Raw genomic sequence first — 18,147 nt, forward strand, 5'->3', positions numbered from 1 at the left:
CCCGATCCTCCACGTCGACGCCCGTCCCCGCCGTTTCGCGGGGGCGGGCATCGTCGTTCGCCTGCGGATCATCCGGCGCGTGACGCTCGCTTCTGCTCCTGGAAGACGCGGATGGCTTCGTAGCGCTCGGCCGAGCGGGCCTGCCGCTTCGCCGCCTCGACCTCGCGCACCTTCGGCGGGGCTTTCGTCACCAGGTCGTCGAGCAGATTCCGGACGGATGCCGCGATCTCGTCCACGGCGCGATCGAAGACATCCTGGTTGGCCCGCGATGGCGTCGTCGTCCCCACGATCTTGCGGACGAACTGGAGCGCCGCGTCGTGGCACTCGGCATCCGTCGCCGGAGGCGTGAAGTTGTGCAGGGGAACGATATTGCGGCACATGCGGGCCAGGTTAGGCCGATCGGCCGCCGGTTGCGAGGGTCGTCAGTTTTTCGCCTCGTCGCCGGCTTCCCGGCATCCCTTCAGGTGAACCTCCGCCGCGATGTCGGAGGGGCACGGGAGGATGGGAGCATGGCCGAGTCCCCATACGCGTCGCGTCCGTGGTCCACCTCCTACGCCGAGGGGGTGCCCCTCGAGATCGACGAGCCCTCGCAGACACTGCCCGAGATGCTGGCGGCCTCGGTCGCGCGGTACGGAAAGAAGACCGCCCTCGAGTTCTTCGGTGCGCCGACCACCTATCGCGAGCTCGGCGACCAGGTCTCCCGCGCAGCAGAGGGCCTGCGTCGACTGGGGGTTCGGGCCGGCGACCGCGTCGCCCTCGTCCTGCCGAACTCGCCGCAGCACGTCGTCGCGTTCTATGCCGCGCTGCGCCTCGGCGCGATCGTCATCGAGCACAACCCGCTGTACACGCCCCGCGAACTGCGTCATCAGTTCGAGGACCACGGCGCCCGGTTCGCCATCGTGTGGGACAAGCTGGCCGACACCGTCGCCGAGTTCCCGGCCGACCTGGCGCTCGAGAAGATCATCAGCGTCGACATCACGACCGCCCTCCCCTTCGCGAAGCGCCTCGCGCTGCGCCTCCCGGTGGCGAAAGCCAAGGCCGCGCGCGAGCAGCTCACCAGCGCGCCGCGGTCCAAGCGTCCGCAGGCGTGGGAGAAGCTCCTCACGCACGGCACGTTGTCTCGAAAGCACCCCGGCCCCGTTCTCGACGACATCGCACTGCTGCAGTACACGAGCGGCACCACGGGCAGCCCCAAGGGCGCCGTCCTCACCCACTCGAACCTGCGGGCCAACGCGATGCAGGGCCGCGCGTGGGTACCGGGCCTTCGCGACGGTGAAGAGACGTTCTACGGGGTCCTCCCCCTGTTCCACGCCTACGGGCTCACGCTCTGCCTGACATTCGCCATGAGCATCGGGGCGAAGCTCGTGCTCTTCCCGAAGTATGACCTCGAGCTGGTCGCGGCGGCGGCGAAGAAGAGCCCGCCCACCTTCCTTCCCGCCGTTCCCCCCATCTACGACCAGCTCGCGCGCGCCGCAGCCCGGGGCACGCTCGACCTGAGCACCGTGCGCTTCGCGATCTCGGGGGCGATGAGCCTGCCCGTCGCCACCGTCGATCGGTGGGAGGCCGCCACCGGGGGTCTTCTCGTCGAGGGGTACGGAATGACCGAGTCGTCGCCGGTCGCCCTCGGCAACCCCATCGGCCCGTCCCGCCGCCCCGGAACGGTGGGCGTGCCTTTTCCGAGCACCGACATCCGCGTCGTCGACCCCGAGGACCCGACCGTCGACCGGCCCCTCGGCGAGCCCGGAGAGCTCCTCCTGCGCGGTCCCCAGGTCTTCCAGGGGTACTGGAACCGCCCCTCCGACACGGCGGCGACACTGCTCGACGGCGGGTGGCTGCGCACGGGCGACATCGCCTCGGTCTCACCGGACGGCTTCGTCACCATCGTCGACCGTCTCAAAGAGATCATCATCACGGGCGGGTTCAACGTGTCGCCCAGCGAGGTCGAAGACGTCCTGACCTCGCACCCCGACATCGCCGGAGCGGCGGTCGTCGCCCTACCCAAGTCGAGCGGCGGAGAAGACGTCGCGGCGGCGATCGTGCTGCGCGACGGCGTCCACGTCGAACCCGACGCGATCCGCGACTTCTGCAAGGCGCGCCTCGCGGCCTACAAAGTGCCGCGTCGTGTCGTCGTGGTCGACGACCTGCCCCGCTCCCTCATCGGGAAGGTCCAGCGACGCGAGGTGCGCGAACGTCTCATGTCGTGAGCTGTGCGGAAGGGATGCCGCGAGCGGGCGGCATCCCTTCCGCTCACGGTCATCCGTAAAACAGCTTGTCGAAGACGCGGCGCGCGCGGCGCGTGGTGCCCAGGTAGTCCTCTTCGACCTGCGTGGCCGAGCGCGGAGCATATTCGAGGATGCGACCGATACCGTCGAGCTTCGCTCGGTCCACGGGAAGCACATCGCTCGTCTGGCCCGACAACAGCGTGTTCGCCGAACGAAGACGGCTCGCGAGATGCCAAGCCGCGGCGAGCTTCTCGGCCGCGTCGGCCTCGATGATCCCCTCGTCGACAGCGGCATCCAACGCCTCGAGCGTCGACGTCGTCCGCATCGCGGGGATCGCGCGCGCGTGCTGGAGCTGCAGCAATTGCACGAGCCACTCCACGTCGCTGATCGAACCGGGGCCGAGCTTGAGGTGCCGAGCGGGGTCGGCGCCCTGCGGCAGACGCTCGTTCTCGACGCGCGCCTTGATGCGCCGGATCTCGCGGAGCCCGTTCTGATCGGCCGACACCGGATACCGCACCTCGTCGGCGAGCTCGAGGAACGCCCCGATGAGCATGACACTGCCGGCCACGCCACGGGCGCGCAGGAGCGCCTGCGCCTCCCACGACAACGACCACCGCCGGTAGTACTCGGCGTAGGCGTCGAGGGAGCGGGCGAGAGGACCGCTCCGCCCCTCGGGTCGGAGCTCCGCATCGAGGTCGAGCGGCAGACGGTGGTCCTCCGACTGCTCGCGCAGGCCGGCGACGAGCTTCAGCGCGAGCTGACTGGCCCGCTGCGGGTCGATTCCGTTCGCGCGATAGACGTACATCACGTCGGCATCCGATCCGAAACCGATCTCGCGTCCGCCGAAGCGTCCCATCGCGATGACCGCGAAGTCGAGATCGTCGTCCTCGGGCGGGACGACGACACGGCGCACGGCGCGCAGGGTGGCCTGGATGGTGACCTCGGTGATGGTGCTGAGGGCGTCGGAGAGCTCCTCGAGCGAGACCGTTCCGAGAACCGCGGCCATCGCGACACGCAGCATCTCGCGCCGGCGCAGCGCCCGCACCGAACGCATCGCGTCGTCGATGTTCTGCCAGCGGGTCTGGATGGCCCGCGCCTCTTCTTCGAGCGCCTTTCCCGAACGGGGGCGCAGCAGCGCGTCGTCGTCGAGCCAGGCCACCGACTCGGGGATCCATTCCATGAGCTCACCGATGTACCGCGAGCCCGAGAGCACCCGCGTGAGGCTCTCGGCGGCCCCGGCCGAGTCGCGCAGCATCCGCAGGAACCAGGGGGTGTTGCCGAGCCGCTCGCTGATGCGGCGGAAGACGAGCAGGCCGTAATCGGGATCCACGCCGTCGGCGAACCACCGGATCATGATCGGCATGAGGTGCCGTTGGATCGTCGCCTTGCGGCTCAAGCCGCTGGTCAGCGCGGCGATGTGGCGGAGCGCTCCGGCCGGGTCGCGGAAGCCGATCGCGGCGAGGCGATCGCGCGCCTGCCCGGTCGACAGGGTGCGCTCCCCCTCGGGAAGGGCGGCCACGGCCGACAGCAGGGGGCGGTAGAACAGGCGCACGTGGATGTCGCGCACCTCGCGCTTGATGCCCTCCCACACGGCCTGCACCCCGGATGCCGAGTCGGCCAGTCGCGACGCTCGTGCGAGGACCCGCAGGTCGTCGTCCTTCTCGGGCAACAGCGCCGTGCGGCGGAGACCGCGAAGCTGGAGGCGGTGCTCGAGCAGACGCAGGAGGCGATAGTCGCGACCGAACGCCTCGGCCTCGGACCGCCCGATGTACCCCTCGGCGACCAGCGCGTCGAGCGCCTCGAGCGTGCCGCGCTGGCGGATCCGTTCATCGGTCAGACCGTGGACCAGCTGCAGGAGCTGCACGGTGAACTCGACATCTCGGATGCCGCCGGGCCCGAGCTTGAGCTGTCGATTGACCTCCGCGGACGGAATGTGATCGGTGACGCGTTCGCGCATGCGCTGGACGCCCTCGACGAAGTTCTCTCGCGCGGCGCTGTGCCACACCAGGGGCTGGACGGCGGCGACGTACTCGGCCCCCAACGTCGGGTCCCCGGCGATCGCCCGGGCCTTCAGCAGGGCTTGGAACTCCCAACTCTTCGCCCACCGCGCGTAGTACTGCTCGTGCGAGGCGAGGCTGCGGACGAGCGCGCCCTGCTTGCCCTCGGGGCGCAGGTTCGGGTCGACCTCCCACAGGGGCGGCTCGATCTCGGGACCCGAGATGCCGCGCATCGTCTGCACGGCGAGCCGCGTGCCGATGTCGATCGCGCGCGCCTCGGTGACGGCGTCCTCATCGGCCGATCCCCCCACGAAGATCACGTCGACGTCGCTGACGTAGTTCAGCTCACGCGCGCCCGTCTTGCCCATCGCGATGATCGCGAACCGGGTCGCCTCCACCTGTTCACGAGCGAACGATCCCGGCCCGGGCCCGCTGACCCGCGCCCTCGCCACGCTGAGAGCCGCCTCGAGGGCCGCTCCCGCCAGGTCGGCCAACGACGAGGCCACGGCGGGAATCGCGCCCGCGGGGTCGTCCTGCCCGAGGTCGTAGGCCGCTATCCGGGCCAGCAGTCGCCGATAGCGCACGCGCAACGCCACCCACGCGGCATCCGAGGCATCCGACGCGAAGCCCTCGACGTCGCCGACGGATGCCAGGAGCTCGGCGCGCATGAAGGGCTCGTCGGGCAGGGTCAGGCCCGCACCCGAGAGATGCGCGAGCTCATCGGGGTGGCGCAGGTAGAACTCCGCGAAGCCGTCGGAGGCGCCCACGATGTCCCACAGGGCGCGCCACGCTCCCGCGTCCGCCGCCGCCGCGCGAACCGCTTCGCGATCACGGCGGGCGACCTGCAGGATCGACAGCAGGGCACGGTCGGGGTCGGCCACGCGCTGCGCGAGCTGCATGGCATCCGCCCGCTCCACCCCCACCGACTCCTCGAGCTCGGAGAGCAGGGTGTCTGCTTCGGCGAGCCGTGAGAAGCCGGTGCGGGCGAGGGCGGTGAGCGCGGTGGAACGATCGCCCGAGGTCATGGGACGACTGTCAGAGCGCTTCGAGGTTGCTCGCGAGCTCGAACGGCGTCACCTGAGCGCGGTACTGCTGCCACTCGCGCCGCTTGTTGAGCAGCACGTACTTGAAGACCGTCTCGCCGAGCGTCTCGGCGACAAGCTCTGACTCCTCGAGGTATTCGAGGGCGTGGTCGAGGCTCGCCGGCAGCGGTGCGTAGCCGAGCGCGCGGCGCTCCGCGTCGCTGAGCGACCAGACGTTGTCCTCGGCCTCGGCCGGGAGCTCGTACTCCTGCTCGATGCCCTTGAGGCCCGCCGCGAGCATGAGCGCGTACGACAGGTAGGGGTTGGCGGCGGAGTCGAGCGCGCGGTATTCGACCCGCGTCGACTGGCCCTTGTTCGGCTTGTACAGCGGCACGCGCACGAGAGCGGAGCGGTTGTTGTGGCCCCAGCAGATGAAGCTGGGAGCCTCGTCGCCGCCCCACAGGCGCTTGTACGAGTTGACGAACTGGTTGGTCACGGCCGAGATCTCGTTCGCGTGACGCAGCAGGCCCGCGATGAAGTGACGGCCCACCTTCGACAGCTGGTACTGCGCGCCCTCTTCGTAGAACGCGTTCATGTCGCCCTCGAACAGCGACAGGTGCGTGTGCATACCGCTGCCGGGCTGGCCGCTGATCGGTTTCGGCATGAAGGTGGCGTACACGCCCTGCTCGATCGCGACCTCTTTCACGACCGTGCGGAACGTCATGATGTTGTCGGCCGTGGTCAGCGCATCGGCGTAGCGCAGGTCGATCTCGTTCTGGCCGGGTCCACCCTCGTGGTGGCTGAACTCGACCGAGATGCCGAGGTCTTCGAGCATGCGCACCGACCGGCGACGGAAGTCGTGCGCCGTGCCGCCGGGGACGTTGTCGAAGTACCCGGCCGAGTCGACCGGCTGCGGGCGACCGTCGGCACCCAGCTGCGAGGACTTCAACAGGTAGAACTCGATCTCGGGGTGCGTGTAGAACGTGAACCCGGCGTCGGCCGCCTTTGCGAGCGTGCGCTTGAGCACGTGACGCGGGTCGGCGACGGCCGGCTGCCCGTCGGGCGTCGTGATGTCGCAGAACATGCGCGCGGTCGGGTCGATCTCACCGCGCCACGGCAGGATCTGGAAGGTCGTGGGGTCGGGGTGCGCGAGCAGGTCGGACTCGTACGACCGCGTCAGTCCCTCGATCGCGGAGCCGTCGAAGCCCAGCCCCTCGGTGAAGGCGCCCTCAACCTCGGCCGGGGCGATCGCCACCGACTTGAGCGTGCCGACCACGTCGGTGAACCAGAGGCGGACGAACTTGACGCCCCGCTCCTCGATCGTGCGCAAGACGAAATCGCGCTGCTTGTCCATCGTCATCCCTCGTTTCGGTGGGCGTTCAGCGGGTGGAGCCGGAGCCCCAGTCGTCGCGGGCGTCTTCTTCGGCCCACTGCTTCGAGCGCTCCTTCATGAGCTGCGGCGCGTTGGCCGCCTCTTCGGCGGTGTCGAAGGGGCCGGCGCGATCCACCGCGGGCGACTCGTATCCCTGCTCGACCTTGCCGGTCTCGAGGTTGTACCAGTACTTCTTGTCATCGTCGCTCACGATCGCTCCTCACGTGGATCTCGCGTCTCGGCGCGAACCGCCGGTGCTCCCCCGATCCTACTGATCCCGACCGTGCGGCTGGATAGGCTGAGGGGTATGGCAACGAATGCGTCTCGTGCGGTCGGAGTGGACATCGGCGGAACCGGCATCAAGGCCGGGATCGTGGATCTGGATGCCGGTGAGCTGATCAGCGACCGGGTGAAGGTCGCGACGCCCGAGGGTGCAGAGCCGGCCGACGTCCTCGCTGCGGTGAAGCAGGTGCTCGAGACTCTGGAGGCCCCCGCGGATCTTCCCCTGGGCGTCGCGTTCCCCTCGATCGTGAAGGGCGGCCGCACCCTTTCGGCCGCGAACGTCTCGAAGTCGTGGATCGGTTTCGAGGCCGAGAAGTTCTTCGAGCACGGCCTGTCGCGCGACATCCACTTCGCCAACGACGCCGACGTCGCCGGTATCGCCGAGGTGCGCTACGGCGCGGCCAAGGGCGTGAACGGTCTCGTCATCCTCACGACGCTCGGCACGGGCATCGGGTCGGCGATGATCTACGACGGCGTGCTCGTTCCCAACAGCGAGCTCGGTCACCTGCAGCGCGCCGGGCACAAGAAGGACGCCGAGCACTTCGCGGCCTACTCGGCCATGGAGCGCGAGGAACTGTCGTGGGACAAGTGGGCGAAGCGCCTGCAGTGGTACTACGACTACGTCGAGTTCCTCTTCAGCCCCGACCTCATCGTCGTCGGCGGGGGCGTGTCGAAGCACTCCGAGAACTTCCTCCCCCTGCTGAAGCTGCGTGCTCCCATCGTCCCGGCGAAGCACCGCAACAACGCCGGCATCATCGGCGCCGCGTCGCTCGCGGTGCCGGTGCCCGAGGCGCTGCCCGCGGTCAAGTAGATCCGGGGCCGGTGCCGTGGCATCCGGAAACCTTTCAGGCGGCGTCTGCCCGACGCAGGCTGACCGCGTTGCGCCACACGACGGGTGCCCAGTGGCCGCCCTCGCACGGCACCTCGAGCATGACCACGCGGTCGTTGCCACCCGTCGCCCACGCGGGTTCGCGGGTGGCGGCCCGGTTGGGCCAGGTCACCCACGCCCATACGGGGCGCTTCTGCGCGTACCACTCGATGGGCCGCGCTCCCCAGGTCTCGGGCTGCAACGTGCAGGGGGCGATGGATGCCAATACCCGAGCGACCATCTCGTCGCTGACTCTCGTCGAACCCATGCACCGGACCCCTTCCCCGGCCGTGGTCGAGTGTAGAACATATGTCCGACACTCGGCATCGGGGGTGACCCGCGAGCGCGTCTAGCCGAGCAGCAGATGCACCCGGTCGCGCATGGCGGCGACGGCCTGCTGGCGCGTGCGCCCATTGCTCGGCGCCTGCAGGAGCTCCGCCGCGACCTCGACGAGGATCGCCGTGCCGAGGAACAGATCGGCCGCGCCGACGGCCCCCGAATCGCCGTCGCGGCTGCGCGTCGTCTGCAGCGCGGCCGCGGGCGTGCCGAAGCGCGCACGCGCGATCGCCCGCTCGTCGGCGGTCGCGTCCCAGAAGGGTCGTCCTGTCGCGTCCGCCCGATCGATGAGATTGACCAGGAAGTCCCGTGCGTCGTCTTGTGCCACGACAGGTCTTCGGAGCCGCACGGCGCTCAGATGCCGACCGGACTACTGGTTTTCGGCGTGCGATCCCGAGGGGCGAATGGGCCGGCCTGTACGCCGGGTTCTGTCCGGGGGTCGAAACCCCGTGGACGGTCATCTCTCTCGGCGACACGTTGCCGTGCCGCTCCAGCGGCCTACCCGGGGACTCGGCGAGCCGCGTCGTCATCCCCTGTCTGGCCTTGCTCCGGACGAGGTTTACCTCGCGGGTCGTGTCACCACGACCCCGGTGGTCTCTTACACCACCCTTTCACCCTTACCCCGCACCCCGAGGGGACGGGGCGGTCTGCTCTCTGTGGCACTGTCTCGCGGATTGCTCCGGGTGGGCGTTACCCACCGTCCTGCCCTGTGGAGCCCGGACGTTCCTCGGCACGGGCGAACCCGTGACGCGACCGTCCAGCCGACCCATTCGCGCTCGCTAGTCTACGGGGCCGTGCCGCGCCGACACCGTCACCGGGCGACGAGCAAGACGCCACCGAGGATCGCCGCGGGCACTCCGATGACGAGCCCGAGCAGAATGGCGATGTCGCACCAGACCGAACGCCGCCGCAGACGTCTCCCCGCGGCGGCGACCTGCGTGCGGGGGAACACAGCGCGGGGGTCGGTGTACGGCACGACCTGCGTGCGGATTTCGGCACCCAGGAGGGTCGCGAAGCGCAGCAGAGCGGGCACTTCCGTGGCATCCCGGCCCCGCCGGAATCGGGTGGATGCCACGAGCAGGAGGTCGTCGACGACTTCGACGTCCCAGTTCCGTCCGTGCTCGAGGAGGCAGACGAGGACGTCGGGTGTGAGGACTTGGAGAGCGTCGCGCGCGTAGCCGAGAGGAGCGTAGACCGCGAAGTGGCGATCCATCTCGCCCTCGAGGGACACCCGTTGCGCGCCCGGTAGCTCGGCTCGGAGGCGTCCGTTGCGCACCGAGTCGATCATGATGTGCGGCATCGGGCGGGGCAGCCGGAGAGCGAGGAAGCGAAAAGCGTGGCGCGGCCCGCGCGCGGCATCCCGTCCCCCCTCGAACGTGGCGACGCCCAGGCGAAGCGGGGCATCGTCGAAAGGTGGCCGATACAGCTCGAAGGCGCTCCCGTACGAGGGATCGGCACCGGGGGCCCGCTCGGCGAAGAAGACTCCGCCCATCTCGAGAGGTGCGCCGAATCGCGCGTACGACAACCCCACAGAACGCGCGAAGCGGTGCAGGGCGAGTTCGCGCCGCACTCCGGCCGGATAGGCGACCAGTGCGGCCCCGAGCGCCAGCCCGAGGACACCCGCCCACAGTAGGACGACAGCGACCAGTCCCGCGAGCGTGTCGAGCCATGCGGCTCTGACGACCTCGAACTGCACGAGCGCCCACCCGACCAGGAGCAGGACTCCGAGGGCGAGTGTCCCCACGCCCGACGCGGCCAGGCGGTAGGCGAGCGGATCGGCGTCCCTCACCGCGGCATTCGAGGCGCGTCGCGGGTACGGCGGCAGCTCGATCACCCCTCGAGCGTACCGAGCGCCTGTCAGCCCTTGTCTGCGGTCGTGCCGACGCGGAGGTCGAGGGGGAAGTCGATGGGGAACGCTCCGAAGAGCAAGCGCCCGGCGAATGCCGCCGCCTCCCGCACCGCGTCGGCCACGGCATCCGCGTGCGCAAGAGGGGTGTGCACCACGATTTCGTCGTGCAGGAAGAAGGCGAGGTGCGGCGCCCGGTGGAACACCGGTCCCGACGCAGGCGCCGCGTGGGCGGCATCCACCTCGGGGAATTTCGCGAGACGTGAGCGGAGGTCGGCCAGCCATGCCAGCGCCCACTCGGCTGCCGTGCCCTGGACCACGAAATTGCGTGTGAAGCGTCCGCGGTCGCGCGCGGATCGGCGCGCGCGGGTTTCGTCGATCCCGGATGCCGCAGCGTCGCTCGCCCGAGATTGCAGCGCGCGCCAGGACTCCCCAGCAGTGGGGGACGTCCGACCGAGCCAGGTGTGAACGACCCCGCCGTCCTCTCCCGTGCGCGCCGCGTCGTCGACCAGTTGCATCGCGCAGGGGAACGTGCTCCGCAGCCGCGGGAGAAGCCGTCCGCTCTCTCCGGTGGTGGCGCCGTACATCGCCCCGAGCATCGCGAGCTTCGCTTCGGCGCGGGTGGCGACGGCACCGCGCTCGACGATGCCGGCATAGAGATCGCGACCGGATGCCGCCTCGGCCAACGCCGTGTCACGTGCCATCGCGGCGAGGACACGGGGTTCGAGCTGGGCCACGTCGGCGGTGACGAGCGTCCAGCCGGGGTCGGCCCGCACCGCGGTCCGCAGGGCGCGTGGGATCTGCAGGGCTCCCCCGCCCGACGAGGCCCACCGCCCGGTGACGACGCCGGCCGGCACGTAGACGGGACGGAACCGACCGTCGCGCACCCACTCGGCCAGCCACGCCCAGCCGTTCGCGGTGTAGAGGCGCATCTGCTTTTTATAGGCGATCAGCGGGGCGACGGCGGGGTGGTCGTGCTCGGACAGCTCCCAGCGGCTCGTCGATTGCACGAGCAGGCCGGCGCGGTGCAGGGAGCGCAGCAGTCGCGGCTGCGAGTCGAGCGAGGCTTTCGGGTCGCCGAGCGCGTCGCGGACGACGGCGGCGGTCTGCTCGATGCGCTCCGGGAGCCCGCCGCCGCGCCGCGGCCCGAGCTCGGTCTCCAGCAGGCGCTCGTGCGCCTCGACACTCCACGGCACGCCCGCCGCGTGCAGTTCGACGGCGATGAGCGCACCGGCCGACTCGGCGGCGGCCAGCAGCCGCAGGGCGCCGGGTGTCGCTGCGGCGGCGATGGCGCCATGCTGGCGCCGGTATTCGGCGACCGCTTCGTCGGCGGATTCGGGGACTCCGGATGCCGATTCCCCCAGGTCGAAGAGGGCGTCGCCCGCGTCGGGTGGGGTGGATGCGGCATCCCAGGCGGTCGCGCGGCGGAGCCCGGCGTCGTCGGTGACGGCCACGGCGTCGCGCAGGATCGCGTGCACCAGCCGAAGGTCCCACGCTCGCGCGACGCGTACGCCTGCATTGAGCAGCTCTGGGTAGGCGGTGGTGGTGTCGGGCCAGACCCAGCGCACGTCGCCCGCGTGCTCGCGCGCACGGACGGCCGCGACGAGCTCGTCGACCTCGGTCGAGCGAAGCGGGTTCGCGTCGGCGTCGAGCTCGATCAGGACGGGGGAACCGGATGCCGCGCGGGCGACGACGACCGTGTCAGAGGCCACGGCCGTCTCGGGTCATCGGGACTCTTCGGTGCGGACGAGGATCGCGCCGCACTCGGGGCAGAACACGACCTCGTCTGTCTGCGCGCGGCGGACGACGGCGAGATCGCTCGGCGGAAGCACCATGCGGCACGCTTCGCACGCCCCGGCACGCAGGAGTCCGGCACCGTTGCCGCGCGAGGCGAGCCGCTCGTAGAGCCCGAGCAAGTCGGCGGGAACCGAAGCGGCCACGGCCTCACGATCACGGCGCGCGCCCTCGAGTCGCGTGGTCGCGTCGGTGACGGTGGATTTGGCCTCGGCGCTGAGCTGAGCGCCCTGCGCGTTGGTGTCGGCGATCACTGCCTCTTGCTCGGTGACAGCGGCATCAGCTGCCTCGAGCCGCTCCATGAGCGCGATCTCCATGTCTTCGAGGTCGCTCTTGCGCCGCTTGAGCGAGGTCAGCTCGCTCTCGAAGCCCTGGGCCTGCTTGGGGTTCGACGACGCGGCAAGTCGCTCGGTGTCGCGGGCGATGCGGGCGTCGACCACGGCGACGTCGGACTCGAGGCGCTTCAGTTCGGCGTTGATGTCGTCGCGGACGTTGGCGCGCGTCGAAAGCTCCTGCGTGAGCGTCGCCCTTTGCGCGATGAGCTCGCGCACGCGGTCGGCCTGCGGTGGGTTGCCGGCGACCTTCTCGTCACGGTGGATACGCGCGTCGAGGTCGGCGAGGTCGAGCAGTTTGCGCTGGTCGGCGGGATCGGCATTCACGTCCCCCACGCTACCCCGGGCCTCGGACATCCGCGGTACGCGTACCTGGTGCGCGGTCACCACCGAATCGGGTCGACCGGGTGGAGCGGTGGTGGCGAGGCTTCTTCGAGGATCCGCTCAACTATCCCCGCGTCCGTGCGCTCATGCTGTCGCCGGGGTAGTACCCCTCATAAAGGTCCTCCGCCGCATCGATGGTGCCGACTACACACAGATGAAGCAGCCGACGTATGTCATTGACATCGCGACCGGGGCGTCCTGCTCGAAGTTTCATCGCCAGCAGCGTCTCCGCCGAAGCGACCTCGATGACCACACCATCGGCGTCGTAGAGGTTCTCCCATTCGGCAGGGCGACCGATCCAGGGAGTTGCTCCGAGCTGGTCGACCTCGAAATTCAACCAATCCTTCGGCCATCCGCGTCGCTCGGCGACGCGCGCTGCCGCCTCGGCGACGGCATGATCGTCCTGGCTCGTCACCCCTGTTGCATCCAGGTCGTTTGTGGATTCCCGTTCGAAATGGCGGAGCGCGATTGCGGCTCCCCCGACGAGGCGGATGCCGACGCGATCCCCGCTGGCGACGAGTTCTTCGACGAGATCGCGCAATGCTGCGACGATGTCGTCCCGCCCGAGGATGGGCACCTCAGACGCTCGCGAGGGTGTCGCTCCAGATGAGGACACCGTGCTCGAGGAATTCTTCCGGTACGTCGCCGGGGCCAGGGCGCGGGTCGGCGGGGTCTACCTCCAGTGTCCTCGGTGACGGGAGGTGCCGGTTCGGTGTCTTGGTCCATTCCGGATGCGGCAGATTCTCTTCATTGAGGCGAAGAGAGACGAGCGCGGCGAGCGCGGAGTCCCACACGGCTTCCCCGGTGGGCTCCGGCTCGGCCACCACCAGCACTCCACGGATGAGCCCGCGTTCGGCCTGAAGGTCGTCGCTGAGTTGGATGAACGCGCGAAGCGCGCGGTGTCGATCGCCGCGCCGCAGATGCGAGCGAATGGACGACGCGGCAGTCGCGACATCGTCGCGACGAGTGGGGGCAGAGTACAACCGGTGGCCGGTCGCGCCGAGAATGCGCTCGACCGTTCCATACTCGAGCTCGCCCGCACTCTCGGCGCGCGAAATGCGCCCCTGATCGACGTGAAGCCGATCGGCGATGGCCTTCTGCGTGAGATTGCGGCTCTTGCGAGCGGCGCGAAGCAGCGGTGTCGCGGTCGTCACGCGCCCTCCAATATGTACTACGTGCCATATTACAAGGTTCCCGTCTCGGTGGATCGACGGGGCCGATTAGGATCGGACGGACCAGGGCCTTTAGCTCAGCTGGTAGAGCGCCACGTTTACACCGTGGATGTCGTCGGTTCGATCCCGGCAGGGCCCACCCCTTTCAGTCGCACTGTCTTTTCTCTCCTGGGATCATGGGCGGATGGACCAGCTCACTCCGATCGACCTCGAGACGTGGCCCCGACGTCAGCACTTCGAGCACTACCTGCGCTCGTCGCCCTGCACCTACGCGATGACCGTCGAGATCGACGTCACCGACTTCGTGGCGGTTCGGCGCGCATCGGGGTGCCGCACCTCCATCGCGCAGATCTGGGCCATCGCGTCGATCGTGAACCGGCATCCGGAATTCCGAATGCGCGTCGACGAAGCGGGCGCGCCCGCCGTCTGGAACGTCGTCCACCCGGCCTTCACGGTCTTCCACGCGGAGCGGGAGACGTTCGCCTGTCTCTGGGTGCCGTACGACTCGGACTTCGCGGCCTTCCACGCGAGCGCCGAACAGACCATCGCCGCGCACGCGAACAGTCTCGACTTCTTCCCGCAGGGTGAGCCGCCCCGCAACACCTTCGACGTATCGAGCGTGCCGTGGACGAGCTTCACGGGCTTCACCCTCAACATCGAGAACGGCGCGTCGCACCTCGCCCCCATCGTCACCATCGGGAAGTACGTCGAGCGCGGCGAGCGCCTGTTCATGCCCCTCTCCCTGCAGCTCCACCACGCGGTCGCAGACGGATTCCACGCGGCCCGACTGGTCACCGAGCTCGAGGACCTGATGGGCGCCCCGACCTGGCTGACGGCGTCGCGTTAGTTCAGGATGTTCACGCTGCGCGAGATCACCAGCGCGAGAAGGATGAACCCCGACACCGCCTGCACCATCATGAACAGCTTCGCGCGCGTGCTGAGGGGCATGACGTCGGTGGGGCTGAAGGCCATGGCGTTGGATGCCGAGAAGTACAGGTAGTCGACGTACCCGGGCGCCCAGTCCTCGGTGTCGGACGAACGGCGGGCAACCTCGCTCACCGCGTCGCGGTCGGAGTCCTGCGGGAATTGGAAGTCCGCGGGCGGAAGCTCGTCGCGTGCGTCGCGACGGCGAGCGATGGGCCCTCCGCGGTCCATCTCCCAGTAGACGACGGCGTAGCCGATGACGTTGATCGCCCATACCTGCGCAGCCCCCAGCAGGGTGCCGGCCCCGCTTCCTTCCCCTCGCAGCAGCTGCTGGATGAGCAGGAAGAACGCGACCTGGTTCGCCACGAGCAGCACGGCGGTGAACGCCAGCGCGAACCCCCTCCCGACCGCCGACTCGCGCGACAGTCGGGAGGGGTTGGTCACGACCATGGGGATGGCGCACAGCACGCCGGCGATGACGACGACGTAGCGGAGCACGCCGGACGCCTCATTCGGCAGCACCGCGTACAGCCCCGTACCGACGGCCAGGGCGATCAGGACCGGCCAGCGATGCTCCGGCCGGGTGCGGAAGCCCTCGCGCTCATGGGTACTCACGGGCTCAGGGTAGACCTGCGTCCTCGAGCGCCTTGTCGCGGCGCGGGGGCTGCAGGCGTTCTCGACGGGCATCCACTCGTCTCGACATCGAACCGTCTGCGCGCAGGGCGAGGATCGCTCGCGCCCGCCGCGCATCCGATCCCGTTCCGACTCGCTAGGCTGGACGCTGGTTGATTGTGCGGAGCGAACAAGGGTTGCCGCACTCGTATGGCGATTCTCTGGCATGACCTGCCAGACGACGAAAGGTCTTCCGTGACTGTTCACGACCAGGATCCGTATTCGCAGGGGCCGCAGGACAGCGACCCGGAAGAGACCGGGGAGTGGCAGGAATCCCTGCGCCAGCTGGTCCAGGCGAAGGGTCCGGCTCGCGCTCGCGAGATCATGCTGAGCCTGCTCAAGGGCTCGAAAGAACTGCACCTGAACGTGCCGATGGTTCCGACCACCGACTACATCAACACGATCTCGCAGAAAAACGAGCCCGAGTTCCCCGGTGACGAGGAGCTCGAGCGCCGCTACCGCAAGTGGATCCGCTGGAACGCCGCGGTCACCGTGCACCGCGCTCAGCGTCCCGGCATCGGCGTCGGCGGCCACATCTCCACCTACGCCTCGTCGGCGGCGCTCTACGAAGTGGGCTTCAACCACTTCTTCCGCGGCCTCGACGACCCGTCGGGTGGCGACCAGATCTTCATCCAGGGCCACGCCTCCCCCGGCGCCTACGCCCGTGCCTACCTCGAGGGCCGTCTCACCGAGGCGCAGCTCGACGGCTTCCGTCAGGAGAAGTCGCAGGCGCCCAACGGCATCCCGTCGTACCCGCACCCGCGCCTCATGCCGGAGTTCTGGCAGTTCCCTACCGTGTCGATGGGCCTCGGCCCGATCAACGCGATCTACCAGGCGATGTCGAACAAGTACCTGTCGAACCGCGGCATCAAAGACGTCAGCGACTCGCACGTCTGGGCCTACCTCGGCGACGGCGAGATGGACGAGGTCGAGAGCCGCGGTCAGCTGCAGGTCGCGGCGAACGAGGGCCTCGACAACCTGACCTTCATCGTCAACTGCAACCTCCAGCGCCTCGACGGCCCGGTGCGCGGTAACGGCAAGATCATCCAGGAGCTCGAGAGCTTCTTCCGTGGTGCCGGCTGGAACGTCATCAAGGTCGTCTGGGGCCGCGAGTGGGACGACCTGCTCGCCCGCGACACCGAGGGCGCGCTGCTCAACCTCATGAACAGCACCCCCGACGGCGACTACCAGACCTACAAGGCCGAGAACGGCGCCTACGTGCGCGAGAACTTCTTCGGTCGCGACCCGCGTGCCCTCGAGCTCGTCAAGGACTACACCGACGAGCAGGTCTGGGGCCTCAAGCGCGGTGGCCACGACTACCGCAAGGTGTTCGCGGCGTTCAAGGCGGCCAAGGAGCACAAGGGTCAGCCCACCGTCATCCTGGCGAAGACGATCAAGGGCTACGGCCTCGGTCCGCACTTCGAGGGTCGCAACGCGACCCACCAGATGAAGAAGCTGACACTCGACGACCTCAAGTCGTTCCGCGACGCGATGGACATCCCCGTCACCGACGCGCAGCTCGACGAGAATCCGTACCAGCCGCCGTACTACAACCCCGGTGAGCAGGACGAGACGATCAAGTACATGCTCGAGCGTCGTCGCGCGCTCGGCGGGTTCCTGCCCGAGCGCCGCACCACGCACGTCGGTTTCGAGCTGCCCGGTGACGCCGCGTACGCGCTGCCCAAGAAGGGATCGGGGACGCAGGAGATCGCCACGACCATGGCGTTCGTGCGTCTGCTGAAGGACCTGCTGCGGGTCAAGGACTTCGGTCACCGCATCGTGCCGATCATCCCCGACGAGGCGCGCACGTTCGGTATGGACGCGTACTTCCCGACGGCGAAGATTTACAACCCCAAGGGTCAGCACTACACCTCCGTCGACCGCGAGCTGCTGCTGGCGTACAAGGAGAGCCCGCAGGGTCAGATCATCCACGTCGGCATCAACGAGGCGGGCGCCCTCGCGGCGTTCACCGCGGCGGGCACGGCGTACTCGACCCACGGCGAGCCGCTGATCCCGGTCTACGTCTTCTACTCGATGTTCGGCTTCCAGCGCACGGGCGACGCCCAGTGGGCGGCCGGCGACCAGATGGCTCGCGGCTTCATCATCGGCGCCACAGCCGGTCGCACCACCCTGACCGGTGAGGGCCTGCAGCACGCCGACGGCCACTCGCAGCTGCTCGCCTCGACGAACCCGGCGACCGTGTCGTACGACCCGGCCTACGGTTACGAGATCTCGCACATCGTTCGCTCGGGCATCGAGCGCATGTACGGCGGCAACCACCCCGACCCCAACGTCATGTACTACATGACGGTCTACAACGAGCCGTACGTGCAGCCGGCCGAGCCCGAGGGGGTCGACGTCGACGGCATCGTCCGCGGTATCCACCACATCTCGGCGGGCGAGGGCGATGGTCCCCGGACGCAGCTGCTCGCTTCGGGCGTCGGTGTGCCGTGGGCCTTCGAGGCCCAGCGTCTGCTGAAGGACGACTGGGGCGTGACGGCCGACGTCTGGTCGGTCACCTCGTGGAGCGAGCTGCGCCGCGACGGTCTCGCCGCTGACGAGCACAACTTCCTGCACCCCGAGGAAGAGCCCCGCGTGGCCTACCTCACCGACAAGCTGAAGGAAGCCGACGGCCCCGTGGTCGCCGTCAGCGACTGGATGCACGCGGTGCAGGACCAGATCCGCCAGTGGGTCCCCCAGAACTACTGGACCCTCGGCGCCGACGGCTTCGGCTTCTCGGACACGCGTGCCGCGGCCCGTCGTTTCTTCAAGATCGATGGTCCGTCGCTCGCCGTCCGTGCCCTGCAGGCGCTGGCCGCCGAGGGCAAGGTCGACGGCGCGGTCGTGGGTCAGGCCATCGAGAAGTACCGCCTGCACGACGTCAACGCCGGTACCAGCGGCAACGCGGGTGGCGAGGCCTGAGC

16 protein-coding genes, 1 tRNA gene and 1 other RNA gene are annotated in these 18,147 nt (G+C 69.2%); 5 read left to right on the plus strand and 13 right to left on the minus strand.

Annotated elements, in window-relative coordinates:
* Window positions 1–68 precede the first annotated feature (68 nt).
* Window positions 69–380 carry a DUF2277 domain-containing protein gene (locus BLS25_RS07545; protein ID WP_056231489.1) on the minus strand — a complete coding sequence of 104 codons (312 nt, stop codon included), beginning with the start codon at window positions 378–380 and terminating at the stop codon, window positions 69–71.
* Window positions 381–509: 129 nt separating this feature from the next.
* Between BLS25_RS07545 and BLS25_RS07550 the strand changes: the two genes are divergently transcribed.
* On the plus strand, window positions 510–2,204 hold the full coding sequence (locus BLS25_RS07550; protein WP_056231486.1) for a long-chain-fatty-acid--CoA ligase: 1,695 nt from the start codon (window positions 510–512) through the stop codon (window positions 2,202–2,204).
* 49 nt (window positions 2,205–2,253) lie between these two features.
* On the opposite strand, the gene BLS25_RS07555 is transcribed toward BLS25_RS07550, so the two are convergent.
* Genes BLS25_RS07555 through BLS25_RS07565 form a run of 3 tightly spaced genes read right to left on the minus strand, consistent with a single transcriptional unit; the run spans window position 2,254 to window position 6,824 of the window.
* Window positions 2,254–5,244: a bifunctional [glutamine synthetase] adenylyltransferase/[glutamine synthetase]-adenylyl-L-tyrosine phosphorylase gene (locus BLS25_RS07555; RefSeq protein WP_074694972.1), complete on the minus strand. Its 2,991-nt coding sequence runs from the start codon at window positions 5,242–5,244 to the stop codon at window positions 2,254–2,256.
* Between the two features lie 10 nt (window positions 5,245–5,254).
* Window positions 5,255–6,595: a type I glutamate--ammonia ligase gene (glnA, locus tag BLS25_RS07560; protein WP_056232374.1), complete on the minus strand. Its 1,341-nt coding sequence runs from the start codon at window positions 6,593–6,595 to the stop codon at window positions 5,255–5,257.
* A 25-nt stretch (window positions 6,596–6,620) separates the two neighbouring features.
* Window positions 6,621–6,824 (minus strand): hypothetical protein, encoded by a 204-nt coding sequence (locus BLS25_RS07565; protein WP_056231480.1) that lies wholly within the window; start codon window positions 6,822–6,824, stop codon window positions 6,621–6,623.
* A gap of 96 nt (window positions 6,825–6,920) precedes the next feature.
* On the opposite strand from BLS25_RS07565, the gene ppgK reads away from it, so the two are divergent.
* The gene (gene ppgK, locus BLS25_RS07570) at window positions 6,921–7,706 is read left to right on the plus strand and encodes a polyphosphate--glucose phosphotransferase (RefSeq protein WP_056231476.1); all 786 of its coding nucleotides are present in this window, start codon (window positions 6,921–6,923) and stop codon (window positions 7,704–7,706) included.
* A gap of 34 nt (window positions 7,707–7,740) precedes the next feature.
* Here ppgK and BLS25_RS07575 read toward each other — a convergent pair whose 3' ends face one another.
* The 8 genes from BLS25_RS07575 to BLS25_RS07610 all read right to left on the minus strand — a co-directional run bounded on the left by BLS25_RS07575 (window position 7,741) and on the right by BLS25_RS07610 (window position 13,609).
* On the minus strand, window positions 7,741–8,031 hold the full coding sequence (locus BLS25_RS07575; protein WP_143017854.1) for a hypothetical protein: 291 nt from the start codon (window positions 8,029–8,031) through the stop codon (window positions 7,741–7,743).
* Window positions 8,032–8,112: 81 nt separating this feature from the next.
* Window positions 8,113–8,427 carry a hypothetical protein gene (locus BLS25_RS07580; protein WP_074694973.1) on the minus strand — a complete coding sequence of 105 codons (315 nt, stop codon included), beginning with the start codon at window positions 8,425–8,427 and terminating at the stop codon, window positions 8,113–8,115.
* A 73-nt stretch (window positions 8,428–8,500) separates the two neighbouring features.
* Window positions 8,501–8,868: RNase P RNA component class A (gene rnpB / locus BLS25_RS07585), an RNA gene on the minus strand.
* A gap of 42 nt (window positions 8,869–8,910) precedes the next feature.
* A complete protein-coding gene (locus BLS25_RS07590) occupies window positions 8,911–9,933 on the minus strand; it encodes a hypothetical protein (protein WP_074694974.1) in 1,023 nt (340 codons plus the stop codon).
* A 23-nt stretch (window positions 9,934–9,956) separates the two neighbouring features.
* Window positions 9,957–11,657, minus strand: a complete 1,701-nt coding sequence (locus tag BLS25_RS07595) for a bifunctional 3'-5' exonuclease/DNA polymerase (protein WP_081349734.1) — start codon at window positions 11,655–11,657, stop codon at window positions 9,957–9,959.
* Between the two features lie 12 nt (window positions 11,658–11,669).
* Window positions 11,670–12,398: a zinc ribbon domain-containing protein gene (locus BLS25_RS07600; RefSeq protein WP_056231456.1), complete on the minus strand. Its 729-nt coding sequence runs from the start codon at window positions 12,396–12,398 to the stop codon at window positions 11,670–11,672.
* A 121-nt stretch (window positions 12,399–12,519) separates the two neighbouring features.
* On the minus strand, window positions 12,520–13,032 hold the full coding sequence (locus tag BLS25_RS07605) for a hypothetical protein (RefSeq protein ID WP_056231451.1): 513 nt from the start codon (window positions 13,030–13,032) through the stop codon (window positions 12,520–12,522).
* Window position 13,033: 1 nt separating this feature from the next.
* Entirely contained in the window at window positions 13,034–13,609 is a 576-nt protein-coding gene (locus BLS25_RS07610) for a helix-turn-helix domain-containing protein (protein ID WP_056231447.1), read from the minus strand.
* An 84-nt stretch (window positions 13,610–13,693) separates the two neighbouring features.
* Here BLS25_RS07610 and BLS25_RS07615 point away from each other — a divergent pair.
* Both BLS25_RS07615 and BLS25_RS07620 read left to right on the plus strand, forming a co-directional pair.
* Window positions 13,694–13,766, plus strand: a tRNA-Val gene (locus tag BLS25_RS07615).
* 45 nt (window positions 13,767–13,811) lie between these two features.
* The gene (locus tag BLS25_RS07620; RefSeq protein ID WP_074694975.1) at window positions 13,812–14,474 is read left to right on the plus strand and encodes a CatA-like O-acetyltransferase; all 663 of its coding nucleotides are present in this window, start codon (window positions 13,812–13,814) and stop codon (window positions 14,472–14,474) included.
* On the opposite strand, the gene BLS25_RS07625 is transcribed toward BLS25_RS07620, so the two are convergent.
* Window positions 14,471–15,166, minus strand: a complete 696-nt coding sequence (locus BLS25_RS07625; RefSeq protein ID WP_056231440.1) for a DUF1345 domain-containing protein — start codon at window positions 15,164–15,166, stop codon at window positions 14,471–14,473. The genes BLS25_RS07620 and BLS25_RS07625 overlap by 4 nt on opposite strands.
* Before the next feature lie 252 nt (window positions 15,167–15,418).
* On the opposite strand from BLS25_RS07625, the gene aceE reads away from it, so the two are divergent.
* Complete coding sequence (gene aceE, locus BLS25_RS07630; RefSeq protein ID WP_074694976.1) at window positions 15,419–18,145, plus strand: pyruvate dehydrogenase (acetyl-transferring), homodimeric type; 2,727 nt, start codon at window positions 15,419–15,421, stop codon at window positions 18,143–18,145.
* The last annotated feature ends 2 nt before the right edge of the window (window positions 18,146–18,147 follow it).

The organism is Microbacterium testaceum StLB037 (assembly GCF_900104345.1).
GTDB lineage: Bacteria > Actinomycetota > Actinomycetes > Actinomycetales > Microbacteriaceae > Microbacterium > Microbacterium testaceum_A.